Genomic DNA, 14,763 nt, shown 5'->3' with positions numbered 1-14,763 from the left:
ACGGTAGGGGTCGGGATCGGGTCAGTGGTTGTGGAACAGCAGGAAGCCGTAGTCGCCACCGAACGGCTCTTGCAGCTGGCCGGCTTCCTGGGCCGCGGGGCCCGGAGTCGCCACGATCTGGGCGTTGCCGCTGCTCTGGGTGACGGTGGATCCGGTGGGCAGCGTCGCGGCCGCCGCGGTCGGTGCGGCGACGATGGCCAGGGCCGCTGCGGCGGTCGCGGCCAGCGGGATGATCCGGGTGCGGGTGATATGCATTGTCCTCTACCAGCTTTCGGTGTTCTGAATTCTTCGGTTGGCCGTGTCCGGCTGGTATCCAGATTGCTCCGCGGCGTCGCCGGTGTCGTCGATGCCAGCGCCCAAATAGGGGGTAGGGCTAGCTGCAATGCCTGCCCCCGGTCAGCGGGTCCGGGGCCGATTCACCGGACCGCGAGCGACTCGGGACCGGGGCCAGGCAAGATGAACGCAATGAGCGGCACGTCCGGCGTCTGACGGCACGGCGGCCAGGATCGAGACGAACAGGACATACGTGGACGCAGTGGGCGCACGGGAGGGGACACGCGTCGTCGTCGCCGACGACGACGTGCTGCTTCGCGAAGGGGTGGCGAGCCTGCTCAGCGGCGCGGGTTTCACCGTCGTCGGGCAGGCCGGTGACAGCGACGAGCTGCTCGCCTTGGTCCGGGACACCGTCCCCGACCTGGTGGTGACCGATATCCGCATGCCGCCGACGCACACGACCGAGGGCTTGGACGCGGCCAAGGTGATCCGCGGCGAGTTACCGAATGTCGCGATCCTCGTGTTGTCGGCACACGTCGACGTCGAGCATGCGATGGAACTGCTCAGCGGCGGCCAGCGTATCGGCTACCTGCTCAAGAGCCGCGTCATCGATGTGACCGACTTCCTCGAGACGCTGCACCGCATCACGGGCGGCGCATCGGTGGTCGACCCCGCCCTCGTGCAGGAACTGTTCGCGGCGCAGCGCCGGGAAGACCCGCTGGCGGTGTTGACCGAACGCGAACACGAGGTGCTGGCCCTGATGGCGGAGGGCCGGTCGAACGCCGGCATCGCGCATCAGCTCTGGGTGACCGAAGGCACCGTCGAGAAGCACGTGCGGAGCATTCTCAGCAAGCTGAACCTGCCCGACACCGGTGAAGATCACCGCCGGGTGCTGGCGGTCATCACCTTCCTGGACTCGCGCTGACCCGCGGGCGGGACACGCCGCCCAGTGCCCAGATGGTCACGTAGGCCAACCCGAAGAACGCGGCGACCGCCAGCCCGACCCCGGTGGACTGCACGTACGACAGCGGCGAGCGCACCCACTCGAACGTGGCCGCCACGACCGCGTGGGGCCGGGTGACCAGGTCCCAGGAGTTCCAGCGCTGGAACCGGCCGATCACGACGCCGATCGCACAGAGACCCACGGACGTCACCACGGTCAGCCAGCCCCAGACAGGTCCGAACTCGCGATCGATCCGCTTGTGCACCAGTAACAGGGACACGGTGCCCAGCAGGATGCCGGTCCACGCCGCGAACCCGTACTGCAGGACGTGGCGCCACAGCTCGTCCCGTTCACCCAGGTGGACCAGGTCGGTGACCAGGTACGGCGCGTTCGGCAGGAACGCGAGCCAGCCCAGCCCCAGCGGAAGCAGCCAGCGGCGCCGCGTCACCGCGGCAAACGCGGCCGCGAACAGTACCGGGATCCAGGCCAGGAACATGTTCCACACCAGGAACCGGGTCGGGTAGGACAGCGGCGCCTCGGGATCGGTGATCCCGAGGACCAGTGTCAGGGCGGTCGTGGCGAGCAGGGCGGCGACCAGCAGGTACCCGCGGAAATCGATCACCTGACCAGTGTGCCTGCGATTTTCCCCAATTTGCGGCTCGGAGGTTTCGGCCGGCCCGTGCCCGGGTATGTGAAGCCGAGGGCAGCGCCTGCCCTGAGCTGATCGAGCGGAGCCATGGAGGGGAGCAGTCCTTGACGGACGCGAGCGACAACTCAATACGGTCGATTCGACGCGTGGCGGCGATCGGTACAGAGGCGCCGACGGCAGCGGACGCAATTGCGTGGTCCGCGCGCGTATCCCGCTGTCCAACGGGGTAGTGGCACAGACATTTTGACGAGGTTAGTCGGCTACCGCGCAAGGCGGTAGCCGGCTAACCGGACCCTGCATCACGAAATCGATTGGAAATCAACAGGAAACGCCAGATGACGCTGCGGGAGCGCGGTCAGCGGCACGGGCACTTTCGTGGCCGTAAATCGGATCGCTGAGAGCTCCGCGAGCAAACATATTGCAACAGAACAAATTTGAATCATCCGCACGTCGACGGTGCACATCGGGTACGGTGGAGCCGGAGACGTCCACCAAGGGAGCTGACTTCCACCATGTGCGGCATTGCCGGCGAAATCGCCTGGGGCCGTGGTGCTGATCTGGCGGCGGTTGCTGCCATGACCGACCGCATGGCACCGCGGGGCCCGGACAGTAGCGGACTATGGGTGCGGGACGGGGTGGCGTTGGGTCACCGGCGTCTGGCCATCATCGATCTGTCCAGTCACGGACACCAGCCCATGCACGATCCGGAGCTCGGCCTCACCGTCGTCTTCAATGGGTGCATCTACAACTATCCCCAACTACGCCAGGAACTTTCGAGCAAGGGATACCGCTTCTTCTCGCACAGCGACACCGAGGTGGTGCTGAAGGGGTACCAGGAGTGGGGTGAACGCGTCGTCGAGCACCTGTACGGGATGTTCGCCTTCGCGGTCGCGGAGATCGAGTCGGGCCGGGTGCTGTTGGCGCGTGACCGCCTCGGCGTCAAGCCCTTGTACTGGTGTGAAGCCGACGGGGGAGCGCTGCGTTTCGCGTCGTCACTGCCGGCGCTGGTGGCTGCCGGCGGTGTCGATACCGAACTCGATCCTGTTGCGCTGCAACACTATCTGAGCTTTCACTCGGTCGTGCCCGCCCCGCGCACCATCCTGCGTGGTGTGCAGAAGCTGCCGCCGGGCACCGTCATGCGCATCGAACGGGACGGCAAGCGCACGGAAACGACGTACTGGGAACCGGTTTTCGAGCGGTCGCTCGAACGGGCCGACTGGACCGAGAACGACTGGCGGGACGCGGTGCTGGCGGCACTGCGCACCGCGGTCGAGCGCCGCCTGGTCGCGGATGTGCCGGTGGGCTGCCTGCTGTCCGGTGGCCTGGACTCCAGCTTGATCGTCGGTCTGCTCGCCGAAGCCGGCCAGCACGGCCTGGCCACCTTCTCCATCGGATTCGAATCCGCCGGTGGCGAGGAGGGCGACGAGTTCAAGTACTCCGACATCATCGCCCGCCAGTTCGACACCGACCACCACCAGATCCGTATCGACTCCGCGCGCATGCTGCCTGCGCTCTCCGGTGCCATCGAAGCCATGAGCGAGCCCATGATGAGCCACGACTGCGTGGCGTTCTACCTGCTGTCGCAGGAGGTCAGCCAGCATGTGAAGGTCGTGCAGTCCGGACAGGGCGCCGACGAGATCTTCGCCGGCTATCACTGGTACCCGCCGATGGCGCGGGCCGTCGACAACGATCCGGCCGACGCGCTGCGGCACTACCGCGCGGCGTTCTTCGACCGCAGTCACGACGCGGTCAACCGCCTGCTGCAACCGCAATGGCGGCTCGAGCACGATTCCGCGGGCGCTTTCGCGCTGCAGAACTTCAGTCATCCCGGCGCGGCCACCGCGACCGATCGGGCATTGCGCCTCGATACCACCGTCATGCTCGTCGACGACCCGGTCAAACGCGTCGACAACATGACCATGGCGTGGGGGCTGGAGGGCCGCGTGCCCTTCCTCGACCACGAGCTGGTCGAGCTCGCGGCGACGTGCCCGCCGGAACTCAAGACCGCCCAGGACGGTAAAGGCGTCCTGAAAGACGCTGCGCGCAAGGTCATCCCGGCCGACGTCATCGACCGGCCCAAGGGCTATTTCCCCGTGCCCGCGCTCAAGCATCTCGCAGGCCCCTACCTCGACCTGGTCCGCGACGCGCTGCACAGTCAGGCCGCGCGTGACCGTGGTCTGTTCGCTCCCGACGCGGTCGCCGGGATGCTCGACGATCCCAACGGCAATCTCACCCCGTTGCGGGGGAACCCGTTGTGGCAGATCGGATTGCTGGAACTCTGGCTAGCCACCCACGTCGACGGAGCGGGCAGATGACGACAACGGAAACCACCGACAGGGCCGAGGGCGTCATACAGGACATGGGTTGGGGGCGGCTGGTTTTCGGTCAGACGTTCCACGACCCCGACGCGTTCGGCACCGCGCTGCGGGAAGAGGGCAGCGGGCGCCGTGACATCGGGATGTACCTCGACGCGCCGCATGTCTTCGTGGCACTGCACTCCCACGAATTCTTCATCGACCCCAGTTTCACCTACCGCCTCGACCTGACGAAGCCCATGCAGTACCGGCCGCCCGACGTGCCGGGACTGACCGTGCGCCAGGTGAATTCGCTCGAGGACTGCGTGGCGATCAACCACATCTACGTGCGGTGCCACATGGTGCCGGCCGACAGTGACCTCATGTGGACCAACAGCCAGACCGCACCGCAGGTGGTGTACCTGGTCGCCGTCGACGACGCGACCGGACAAGTCGTCGGCACGGTCACCGGCATCGACCACCGCCAGCTGTTCGGAGATCCGGAGAACGGCTCCAGCCTGTGGTGCCTCGCGGTGGATCCGGCCGTGACCCGGCCCGGCACCGGCGGCCTGCTGGTGCGCTCGTTGATCGAGGAGTTCGTCCGGCGGGGACGGGCACAGATGGATCTCTCGGTGCTGCACGACAACGACGGTGCCATCGCGCTGTATGAGCGCATCGGCTTCGCCCGTGTCCCCGCTGTGCTCGGGATCAAACGCAAGAACGCCATCAACGAAGCGCTGTTCGCCCCGGTGAAGCCGGAAGAGGAACTGGCCCAGCTGAATCCGTATGCGCGCATCATCGCCGACGAGGCGATCCTGCGGGGCATCGCGGTGGACGTGCTCGACGCGCAGGCAGGTTACCTCCGGCTGACCCATGGCGGGACCAGCATCGTCACCCGCGAATCGCTGTCCGAGCTGACCAGCGCAGTGGCGATGAGCCGGTGTGACGACAAACGCATCGCCCGATCCGTCGTCGCCGAGGCCGGCATCCGCATACCGGAAGGCTGCACTGCGACATTCACCGACGAGGACTGCCGCTTCCTGGAGAAGGTGGGCAGCGCTGTCGTCAAGCCCGCCCGCGGAGAACAGGGCGCGGGCATCACCGTCGGGGTCACCACACCCGACGAACTCAACCGGGCCATCGGGCTCGCCGTGCAGCACTGCCCCGATGTTCTCATCGAAGAGCGTTGTGAGGGTGAGGATTTGCGCATCATCGTCATCGACGGCAAGGTGATCGCCGCCGCCCTCCGCCGGCCACCCGAGGTGATCGGCACCGGCACCCACACCATCCGCCAGCTGATCGAAGCGCAGAGCCGGCGCCGGTCGGTGGCCACGCACGGGGAGTCGGTGATCCCGCTGGACAGCGTCACCGATGACACCGTGCACAAGGCGGGCTGGCAGCTGGACGATGTGCTGCCCGCCAACGAACGCCTCATCGTGCGGCACACCGCGAACCTGCACACCGGTGGGACCATTCACGACGTCACCGACGAACTCAACCCCATGCTGGCGAAAGTGGCGGTCGACGCGGCCGCTGCGATCGAGATTCCGGTGACCGGGATCGATCTGATCGTGCCGTCGGTGAGCGGCGAGGAGTACGTCTTCATCGAAGCCAACGAGCGGCCCGGCCTCGCCAATCACGAGCCGCGGCCGACCGCACAGGCGTTCATCGATCTGCTGTTCCCGCGAACCGCAGCGACGCCGTGGGCCTGGCATCCCGACCCGATCGAGCAACACTGACATTTGGAGAGATGATGGCTGAGCCCGACGATGCCGAGAACGTACGGATGTCGCCGGACGACCGGGGCTGGATGGTCGACACCCTGCTGGCGCTGCTGCAGACGCCGAGCCCCTCGGGTCGCACCGATGCCGTGATGCAACTGATCGGCCAGACCCTGACGAAACTCGGCGTGCCATTCACGCTGACCCGGCGCGGTGCACTCATCGCCGAACTGCCGGGGCGGTCGCAGACCACCGACCGCGCCATCGTGGTGCACGCCGACACCATCGGCTGCATGGTCCGCGAACTCAAGGACAACGGCCGGCTGGCGCTCGTGCCCGTCGGCACCTTCTCGGCGCGGTTCGCGACCGGCGCCCGGGTCCGCATCCTGCCCGACGACAACGACCAGTTCTTCACCGGAACCGTGATGCCGCTCAAGGCGAGTGGTCACGCGTTCGGCGACGAGATCGATACGCAGCCGACCAGCTGGGACGACGTCGAGGTCCGCGTCGACCGCAGCGTGTCATCGCGCGCGGATCTCGAGAAGCTAGGCCTCAACGTCGGCGATTTCGTCGCGCTGGTCGCCAGCCCCGAGCTGACGGAGGACGGCTTCGTCGTTTCCCGCCACCTCGACGGCAAGGCCGGTGTGGCCATCGCATTGACGCTGGCCAAGGTCGTCGCCGAGGGGAACATCGTGCTGCCACACCGGACCACGCTCATGGTGACGATCACCGAGGAGGTCGGCCACGGCGCCAGTCACGGCCTGCCGCCCGATGTCGCGGAGCTGGTGTCGGTCGACAACGCCGTGTGCGCGCCCGGCCAGCAGTCCCTGGAGCACGGCGTCACCATCCCGATGGCCGACATGCACGGGCCGTTCGACTATTACCTGACCCGCAAGCTGTGCAAGCTGGCGCAGGAAAAGGGAATCACCTACGCCCGCGACATCTTTCGGTATTACCGGTCGGACGTGGCGGCGGCGATCGAGGCCGGCGCGGCCACGCGCGCCGCGCTCGTCGGATTCGGGCTCGACGGCAGTCACGGCTGGGAGCGCACGCACCTCGATTCGCTCGAAGCGACCTATCTGCTGCTGTACAGCTGGCTCCGGACACCGCTGACGTTCGCGATGTGGGACGCGCAGCCGTTCGGCGATCTGGAAGATTTCCCCGCCGAGCAGGCCGCAGCGAGCGAGCAGTGGGTGCCGTTGTCACGCGGCGACTTCCACGACCCGGGCGCGGCGTCACAGGGGCACCACTGGCCACCCGAGGAGGGCAGCGCCGACGTCTCGCAGCATTGATTCAGGCGCAATTGGTGGGTTTACTTCGCCGCGAATTGGGTAGCAGAAGCTGGAACACCGGCCGGAACGACCTTGGAGGGGATTTTCATGACACCTGCATCGACGACTGCCACCGATGCCGTCATCGACTACGTCAAGGCCCGGCACCTCATGGCACGCGAACTGTTCAGCAAGACGTTGCACGCGGCCGACACCGCTGCGCGCCGGCGGCACTTCGCGGAGCTGCGCGCGGCGCTCACCGCGCAGGAAGTGAGCGAGGAACTACTGGTTCACCCGAGGGTGCGGCGCGGGCTGGTGGTCGAGTCGTTGCGCGGCGAGACGGACGACACCAAGCAGCGGCTGGACCGCATGGCCCGGCTGGACCCGGCCTCGGCAGAATTCGAGAGCGCCCTTACCGACTTACAACAGGCCACAGAAGACCACACGCAGCGCGTCGAAGCCGAGGAGTTTCCGCTGCTGACCGGCCGCTGATCAGCGCGGCGCGGCCTGCTCGACGCGGGGTTGTGCAGGGGAGCGGCCGAGCTTGTTCATGACGAATTGTGCTGCCTGGTCGGCCATTCCGTTGTCGGAGTACGCCACATGGGCGGCATTGTCGCCGCCGGCCGTCGAGCACACCGGGTCATCGGCGATGCACAGGTCGAGGGTCTTCGACACATAACGTGAGCCGACCGTGATCGGGGGCGCACCGGTGTAGACCATCTGCAGGAAGCCGGACGAGGGCTTGCCGAACAGCACGACCGCGGCAACATGGTCTGCCACGAATGCCGGCATCGGTCCCGTGATGCCCATCGGCAGGGTGACGCCGGCGGGGACGGCGTCCTCGGTGATGTACGCGGCCACCGCCGCGCCCTGGGAATACCCGCCCAGCACGATCTTCGTGGTGGGACAGACTGATGCTGTGCTCTGGACCCTGTTCGTCGCGTCGACGACCCCGTCCGCGGCGGTCGCGAAATCGAGCGACGCCGGGTAGTCCACGGGGGCCACATCGACGGTCCGGCCCGCAGCCCGTGCGGTCAGTGCGTCGACGAAGGCCTGACCGGCCTTGCCCACGCCCGGTGGTTCCATCGTGCCCCGCGCGAAAATCACTTGAATATCGGGGCAGGGTTGCGCAGGCGCTGGAACGCTCCCGGCCGGTACGGCCAGCAACAGGGAGGTCAGCGGCACCGCCGCGGCGATACAACACGTGATGGTCTTCATGACTGAACCCACCGATCTTCGGCTCACCGGTCGGATCGCTCCATTGCGGTCGACGAATACGGCCCGTTTACCCCGGGAACCGTCGGTCTAAACCATCAGTGGCGTCACTCGTCCGGGCTGGGCCGGGAGACCGCTATCCGAATTGCCAGCGGTCGGTGTTCGCCGCCGGCCGGGCCGAGTGTTCGCCGGCCTGCGCGCAATGGTCGCAGCAATACTGGCGGCCGTCGAGTCGCAACCCGTGGCCCAGTATTCGGCATCCGCAGTGGCGGCACATCGGGGCCACCATCGTGGCCATACATTCGATGCAGTCGAAGCTCGCGCTGCGTCCGTTCCAATTGAACGTGAACGACTCGTCGCAATCCGTTCCGCAGGTAATACACACCGCCATCGAAAAGAGCCGTTCCTGTTGGGTTTTCAAGTGCTGCTCACGCCGACGGGGTGCATACCCTGGGCCATTCTCGGCCAAACCTGTTCTCGCAGAAATGTTTTTTGCCGCCTGACCAGCTGTGATGGCCGGTCGGCGCAGCGTCGCGGTGGTGCCCCGATGCGTTCGGCGGTAAGGTCGGGTACAGCGTCAAGATGGCGCAGTTGCTTAGACCGAAGCGACGGCAGCTGAGAGCTACCTGTCCGGTATGCAGCCGCGGTCCAGATGAGGGCACGGCTGTGCTGGGTGCCGTAGGTGGCGATCGGCGACGGCAGATTGCCGGTCCACCTCACTGGTGGAAACAACACGCATGCCACGGCGCCGAGTCGATACTCAGGGAGCCGAATCTCCCGATGCGTGTTGTGGGCCTGGGGAAGGCACGTCATGTCAACTTCGTTGCTGGAGAAGCGTTTACCTGAAGGAGACCGCTACGCCGACGAATATGCGGACGTACCGGAATTGGTGGTAGAGCTACGCGCCCTTCCGGCCGAATCCGACGAATTCGCCCGGCAACGCGAACAAATCGTGTTGCGGTGCTGCCCGTTGGCCGACCGGCTGGCCCGCCATTTCGACGGCAGGGGGGAAAACCTCGACGACCTGGTCCAGGTAGCGCGGGTCGGCCTGATCCAAGCGATCAACCGCTTCGATCCGGACAACGGTGCCGGGTTCGTGGCGTTCGCCGTCCCGACCATCATGGGGGAGTTGCGCCGCCATTTCCGCGACTACGGCTGGAAAGTCCACGTCCCGAGGAGCATTCGCGACATCCGCCAGCAAATCAAGGGCGCGACAACGGAATTGACGCAGCAGTTGGGGCGCACGCCGACCATCAGCGAACTGGCGGAGGCGCTGTCCGTTGCGCCGGAACAGATCACGGAAAGCCTCCTGGCGGCCAATGCTTATCAACCGCAATCACTCGACACGCCCGTCGTCGACAACGAGGACAACCCGCAGTCGCTGTCCGATCTGCTCGGTGACGTCGACGAAGGTTTCGAGCGCATCACCGACCGCGAATCGGTCAAACCGGTGCTGCAGTCCCTGCCGGTGCGTGAACAGCGGATTCTCTACCTGAGGTTCTTCAAATCCAAGACCCAGCGCCAGATCGCGGAGACGATCGGCGTCTCGCAGATGCACGTCTCGCGCATCCTGGAGCGGACGCTGCGGGAGATTCGCATGCAGGTCGCGCAGACCTGACGGCGACCGCGGCCGCCCAGCCGCTCGACGCGCTGATGCACCAAGGGCTTTCGCCCGAGAGCACCAGCGTCGTCGATCGTCTGCTGGTCGGGGAAACCGGGCTCACCGGCGGTTAGCCGTGCCCGCCGCCGCAGCCCACTCCGGGAATGCAGCCGCTACCACCGGGGACTCCGCCCGGACCGGCATTCGTGCCGCCGGAACCGCACGCCGTGCCCCATTGGGTGGGTACGCAGCCGGCACCTCCCGGGCCGCCTCCGGGACCACCATTCACGCCACCGGAACCACACTGGCCGTTGACACAACCGCCACCGCCCGGGCCAGGGCCGGGATCATCGACGGGCTGCAGCGGGTAGCTGGTCAGCACGGGGTGGGCGCCGACGGTGCTCGGCACGATATCGGCTGACACGAACGAGGCGGCCACGCCGGCCGCTGCGAACGCTCCGGCCGCCAACAGGGGAATCATTTTGTCAGTGAACATATCTCGTTCATTGCCGTCTGACGGTGGAGTCAAACCTCTGGCTGCCGGATTCGCGGGATCGGTCGTTCCGACTGCGGACCGGTGCTTACTACATGGTGTCGTAGGTCACGCAGCATAATACTTGCATCGATGATGCTTATTTAAATAGCCTGCTGGCAGGCGGCGGACCGGCCTCGACGAATCATCGATCCGGGTCGCGCCGACGCATTCACGACGAAGTGAGAGGTTCTGCCATGTTGTCCACGTCCACGTCCACGTTGTCGCCGGCCCACGCCGAGGTTGTCAAAGCCACGTTGCCTGTGGTCGGCGGTGCGATCGGCGAGATCACCCCGGTCTTCTACCGTCGCCTGTTCGCGGCGCATCCGGAGTTGGAGCGTGACCTGTTCAACCGCGGCAATCAGGCGAACGGGTCGCAGCAGAAGGCATTGGCGGGGTCGGTCGCGATGTACGCCACGCTGCTCGTGCACCCTGATGCCCCCGGGGCGGACGTCGTCGAGCGCATCGCACACAAGCACGCGTCCCTCGGCGTGGCGCCGGACCAGTACCCGGTGGTCTATGAACACCTGTTCGCGGCGATCGTCGAGGTGCTCGGTGCCGATGTCGTCACCGCCGATGTCGCCGAGGCGTGGACGGCGGTCTACTGGTCGATGGCGGACCTGCTGATCGGCCGCGAACGGGAGTTGTATGAGGCGGCCGGCACCAGTCCGGAGCATGTCTGGATGCCGGTTCGGGTGGTCGAACGGGTGCAGCAGTCGCCACTCACCGTGGCCTTCGGACTGGCTGCCGCCGATGGTGCCAAGTTGCCCGATTTCGCTCCGGGACAGTACATTTCGGTGGCGGTGCAGCTGCCCGACGGCGCGCGCCAGATTCGTCAGTACAGCCTGTCGCACGCCGGTGCCGTGGACGGGTGGCGCATCTCGGTGCGCCGCGACGGCGCGGTGTCGTCGCACCTGCACGAGTACGTTTTCGAAGGTGACGTGCTGCAGGTGTCGCACCCCTTCGGCGACATCACCCTGGACAGTCCGGCCGAGACGCCGCTGTTGCTGATCTCGGCGGGCATCGGGATCACGCCGGTGCTGGGCATGCTGTACTTCATCGCGGCCGAGCAGCCCCAACGCTCTGTGACCGTCGTGCACTGCGACCGCACCCGCGCCAGTCACGCCCACCGTGCGGAACTGGCCGATCTGGTCGCGCGGATTCCCGGTGCTGCACTGCACACCTGGTACGACGGGCTGCCCGACGGCTATCCGCTCACCGAACCGGACCGGCATGGCCGAATCGACCTGAGCGCCATCGCATTTCCGCCGGATGTCAACGCCTACATCTGCGGTCCGACGCCCTTCATGGCAGAGGTGGTCCGGCAGCTCGGGACCGCCGGTGTGGCGCGTGACCGCATCTGGTTCGAAGCGTTCAGCCCGCTGGCCGTCTAACCTCGCCGCTGATGAGTACACCGACTGCGATCCAGGTCGCCATCACCTTCGTCTGGTTGGGGATGGTGCTCGCCATCTCCTTCCTGGAGGCGCCGCTCAAATTCCGCGCGCCGAACGTCACCCTGCCGATCGGTCTCGGCATCGGGCGCCTGGTGTTCCGCGCGCTGAACACCGTCGAGCTGGTGTTCGCCGCGGCAATCGTGCTCGCAGCCTTGGTGAATCGGCCGTCGGTCACCGTCATGGTCGCGTTCGCCGTGGCCGTGGGGGCATTGGTCGTGCAGCTGGTCGCTGTCCGGCCCGGGCTCAATCGCCGGTCGGACGAGGTGCTCGCCGGCCGCGAAGGCCCGCGCTCCCGCGGTCACTACGCCTATGTCGCGCTCGAGATGACCAAGGTCATCGCGCTCCTGGTCGCCGGCGTGGGTTTGCTCTAGTCGCACCGCGCGAGAACTGTCGGTGGGCCTACGTAGCCTGGGGCCATGAAGCAGCAAGTGCACTTCTTCACCCTGGCCACGGTCGATCTCGACGCCACCCGGCAGTTCTACGGCGCGCTCGGGTGGACCCCGGCGCTCGATGTGCCGGGGGAGATCATCTTCTACCAGACGGCGCCGGGTCAGCTGCTCGGATTCTTCCTCGCGGAGAAGTTCAATGCCGACCTCGCACAGGCTGCCGACCATTCGCAGGTCAGCGGAATCACGTTGGCGCACAACGTCGACAGCCCGGACGCAGTCGTCGAGCTGGCGGCCGCGATGACCGCCGCGGGCGGCACCACACTCAAGCCGCCGCAGCCCGGTCAGTTCGGTGGCGTGTTCCACGCGCATGTCCAGGATCCGAACGGCGTGATCTGGGAAATCGCGCACAACCCGAACTGGCGCGTCAACCCGGACGGCACCGTCAGCCTGGGGTAGAAGCCGCTACATCTTGATGGCCGGCAAGAGCCGGATCAGGTTCCAGGTCCGGTTGCGGCGGGCGCACAGGCTGGAAATGCCCAGTGCGCCGAGCCAGATGCACACCAACACGATGATGGCCTGCCACAGCCGGCCGTCGATGCCGCCGAGGATCAGCTGGCGAAGTCCGTTGACACCGAACGTCATCGGATCGAACTTGTGCATCACCTGGAACGGCCTGGACGTCGTCTCGACCGGGTACATCCCGCCGGCACTGACCATCTGCAGCATCAGCAGGGCCATGATCAGCACGCGGCCGACCGCCGGCCCGACCAGTGCGTTGATGGCCTGCGTCGCGGCGACGAAGGCCAGCGAGATCAGCATCATGAAGCCGAGCATCGCCACCGGATGCGCCACCTGCATGCCGAGGGCGAACCGCACCACGCAGTACAGGATGATCGACTGGCCCAGGGCGAGGACCGCCGCGGGCAGATAGCTGGCGAACACCACGCGAATGGCCAGCACCTCGGCGGCGATCGGGCGGTTCTGCAAGGGCCGCAACACCATCCACAGGACGAGCGCACCGAAGAACAGGGCCAGCGTCAGGAAGAACGGGGCCATGCCGGTGGCGAAGTTGGGGGCACCGTTCTCGTGTGAGGACTCCAGGTTCACCGGACCGCCGATGGTGTCGGCGATGGCCTGCTTCTGCTGCTCGGTCCACGTCGGCACCTGCTTGGCGCCGTCGGCCAGCTTGGTGGCCAGTTCGTGGTTGCCGTCCTTGAGTTGAACGGTGCCCGACTTCAACTGGCGCGCCCCGTCATCGAGTTGCACGATGCCGCTTGCCAATTGCGCATTGCCGGTGGCCAACTGCTGGGCGCCGTTACGCAATTGGTTCAGTTTGTCGGTGAGCTGCTGGCCGCTGCCGCCCACCTGATCGAGAGCAGTCCGCAGCGGGCTGCCGGGGGAGCGCAGGTTCTCGGTCATCGAGATCGCGGCATTGCGGCCATCGGTGATCTGCTGGCGGATCTGTGGCGTGAACTGGTGGCCGTTCAGCTGGTCCTGGACGCCGCGCAGGGTGTTGACCGCGCCGACCGAAACCGGGTCCTGGTTCACCGAAAGTTGTTGGATCACCGAACCGATCGCTGCTGCCGCGGTGTCCTGCGCGGTGGCGAGCGCGCCGGCCTGATCGGCGGCCTGCTCCAGCGCCGTCGCGCTCTGCTGCAACTGCTCGGTGCTCCCGCCGACCTGCGACAGGGCCTTGGTCACTTTCAGCAGCGGATCGGTGGCCTGGTTGATTCCGGAGGAGAGTTGTTTGGCGCCGGCCGACAGCTTGGCCGAGCCGTTCCGGGCGTCGTCGAGGCCGCCGACCAGCTTGCCGGCGCCGGTGTCGACCTGCGCCGCGCCGTCGGCCAGCTTCTGCGCTCCGTCGGCGGCCTGCTTGATGCCGGCTCCGGACGAAACCACCACGGACAGAATCTGATTCACCGCCTGGCCGGAGATGCGCGTCGACACCGCGTTGAGCACCTGGCTGGTGGCCGTGCGTCCGATGGTCGAGGAGATGTAGTTGTTGGCGTCGTTGTACACCGCGATCAGCTGGGCCTTCTGGGGATCGCCGCTGACGGGTGAGGCGATGGCCTCGCTGAAGTTCTCCGGCAGCTCCAGCATGAAGTAGAACTTGCCGTGCTCGACGCCGTCGCGCGCCTCCTTGTCGCTGACCACATGCCAGTCGAGGCTGTGGTCCGCGGTCAGGCTCCGGGCGATCTCGTCGCCCGCGTTGACGTGGACGCCCTCGACGACGGCGCCGCGGTCGGCGTTCACCAGGGCCACTGGCATCTTGTTGACCTGGCCGAACGGGTCCCAGAACGCCCACAGGTACAGCGCGCCGTACACCAGCGGCAGCAGCATCAGCACCACGATCGCGGCGCGCGTCATGCGGCTGCGGCCGAATCGCTTGATCTCAGAGCCGAATGCGAGTCCAGCAAGCATG

At 66.7% G+C, this 14,763-nt stretch carries 15 protein-coding genes; 9 read left to right on the top strand and 6 right to left on the bottom strand.

All coding sequences use genetic code 11. The annotated features are described in order from the left end of the window. Window positions 1-21: 21 nt before the first annotated feature. On the bottom strand, window positions 22-255 hold the full coding sequence (locus ACZ5IQ_RS16835) for a hypothetical protein (protein ID WP_212814297.1): 234 nt from the start codon (window positions 253-255) through the stop codon (window positions 22-24). A gap of 280 nt (window positions 256-535) precedes the next feature. Between ACZ5IQ_RS16835 and ACZ5IQ_RS16830 the strand changes: the two genes are divergently transcribed. Beyond that, window positions 536-1,198 carry a response regulator gene (locus ACZ5IQ_RS16830; RefSeq protein WP_212814299.1) on the top strand — a complete coding sequence of 221 codons (663 nt, stop codon included), beginning with the start codon at window positions 536-538 and terminating at the stop codon, window positions 1,196-1,198. Here ACZ5IQ_RS16830 and ACZ5IQ_RS16825 read toward each other — a convergent pair. Next, on the bottom strand, window positions 1,176-1,838 hold the full coding sequence (locus ACZ5IQ_RS16825) for a DUF1361 domain-containing protein (protein ID WP_212814301.1): 663 nt from the start codon (window positions 1,836-1,838) through the stop codon (window positions 1,176-1,178). The genes ACZ5IQ_RS16830 and ACZ5IQ_RS16825 overlap by 23 nt on opposite strands. A 539-nt stretch (window positions 1,839-2,377) precedes the next feature. On the opposite strand from ACZ5IQ_RS16825, the gene ACZ5IQ_RS16820 reads away from it, so the two are divergent. The 4 genes from ACZ5IQ_RS16820 (at window position 2,378) to ACZ5IQ_RS16805 (ending at window position 7,643) form a co-directional block, all read left to right on the top strand. Continuing rightward, window positions 2,378-4,180, top strand: a complete 1,803-nt coding sequence (locus ACZ5IQ_RS16820; RefSeq protein ID WP_212814303.1) for an N-acetylglutaminylglutamine amidotransferase — start codon at window positions 2,378-2,380, stop codon at window positions 4,178-4,180. Further along, a complete protein-coding gene (gene ngg / locus ACZ5IQ_RS16815) occupies window positions 4,177-5,898 on the top strand; it encodes an N-acetylglutaminylglutamine synthetase (protein WP_212814305.1) in 1,722 nt (573 codons plus the stop codon). The genes ACZ5IQ_RS16820 and ngg overlap by 4 nt, the downstream gene beginning before the upstream one ends. Before the next feature lie 11 nt (window positions 5,899-5,909). Continuing rightward, window positions 5,910-7,172, top strand: a complete 1,263-nt coding sequence (locus ACZ5IQ_RS16810; protein WP_212814308.1) for an osmoprotectant NAGGN system M42 family peptidase — start codon at window positions 5,910-5,912, stop codon at window positions 7,170-7,172. Between the two features lie 87 nt (window positions 7,173-7,259). Continuing rightward, window positions 7,260-7,643 (top strand): hemerythrin domain-containing protein, encoded by a 384-nt coding sequence (locus ACZ5IQ_RS16805; RefSeq protein WP_406774845.1) that lies wholly within the window; start codon window positions 7,260-7,262, stop codon window positions 7,641-7,643. On the opposite strand, the gene ACZ5IQ_RS16800 is transcribed toward ACZ5IQ_RS16805, so the two are convergent. After that, window positions 7,644-8,369, bottom strand: coding sequence for a cutinase family protein (locus tag ACZ5IQ_RS16800; protein ID WP_406774844.1), 726 nt, complete (start codon window positions 8,367-8,369; stop codon window positions 7,644-7,646). Between the two features lie 133 nt (window positions 8,370-8,502). Then, window positions 8,503-8,757 (bottom strand): hypothetical protein, encoded by a 255-nt coding sequence (locus ACZ5IQ_RS16795; RefSeq protein ID WP_244872937.1) that lies wholly within the window; start codon window positions 8,755-8,757, stop codon window positions 8,503-8,505. Between the two features lie 432 nt (window positions 8,758-9,189). Between ACZ5IQ_RS16795 and ACZ5IQ_RS16790 the strand changes: the two genes are divergently transcribed. After that, on the top strand, window positions 9,190-9,984 hold the full coding sequence (locus ACZ5IQ_RS16790; protein ID WP_244872884.1) for a SigB/SigF/SigG family RNA polymerase sigma factor: 795 nt from the start codon (window positions 9,190-9,192) through the stop codon (window positions 9,982-9,984). Window positions 9,985-10,096: 112 nt separating this feature from the next. Here ACZ5IQ_RS16790 and ACZ5IQ_RS16785 read toward each other — a convergent pair whose 3' ends face one another. Further along, complete coding sequence (locus ACZ5IQ_RS16785) at window positions 10,097-10,462, bottom strand: PE-PGRS family protein (RefSeq protein ID WP_371824548.1); 366 nt, start codon at window positions 10,460-10,462, stop codon at window positions 10,097-10,099. A 233-nt stretch (window positions 10,463-10,695) separates the two neighbouring features. Between ACZ5IQ_RS16785 and ACZ5IQ_RS16780 the strand changes: the two genes are divergently transcribed. The 3 genes from ACZ5IQ_RS16780 to ACZ5IQ_RS16770 are packed head-to-tail and all read left to right on the top strand — an operon-like array spanning window position 10,696 to window position 12,797. Continuing rightward, a complete protein-coding gene (locus tag ACZ5IQ_RS16780; protein ID WP_212814313.1) occupies window positions 10,696-11,892 on the top strand; it encodes a globin domain-containing protein in 1,197 nt (398 codons plus the stop codon). An 11-nt stretch (window positions 11,893-11,903) separates the two neighbouring features. Then, window positions 11,904-12,323, top strand: coding sequence for a hypothetical protein (locus ACZ5IQ_RS16775; protein WP_212814316.1), 420 nt, complete (start codon window positions 11,904-11,906; stop codon window positions 12,321-12,323). Between the two features lie 45 nt (window positions 12,324-12,368). Continuing rightward, window positions 12,369-12,797, top strand: a complete 429-nt coding sequence (locus ACZ5IQ_RS16770; RefSeq protein ID WP_212814318.1) for a VOC family protein — start codon at window positions 12,369-12,371, stop codon at window positions 12,795-12,797. A gap of 6 nt (window positions 12,798-12,803) precedes the next feature. Here ACZ5IQ_RS16770 and ACZ5IQ_RS16765 read toward each other — a convergent pair whose 3' ends face one another. Continuing rightward, window positions 12,804-14,762, bottom strand: coding sequence for a YhgE/Pip domain-containing protein (locus ACZ5IQ_RS16765; protein ID WP_212814321.1), 1,959 nt, complete (start codon window positions 14,760-14,762; stop codon window positions 12,804-12,806). Window position 14,763 lies beyond the last annotated feature (1 nt).

The sequence above is a fragment of the Mycobacterium toneyamaense genome, from assembly GCF_055384815.1.
This window is presented reverse-complemented; position numbering and strand designations above follow the sequence as displayed.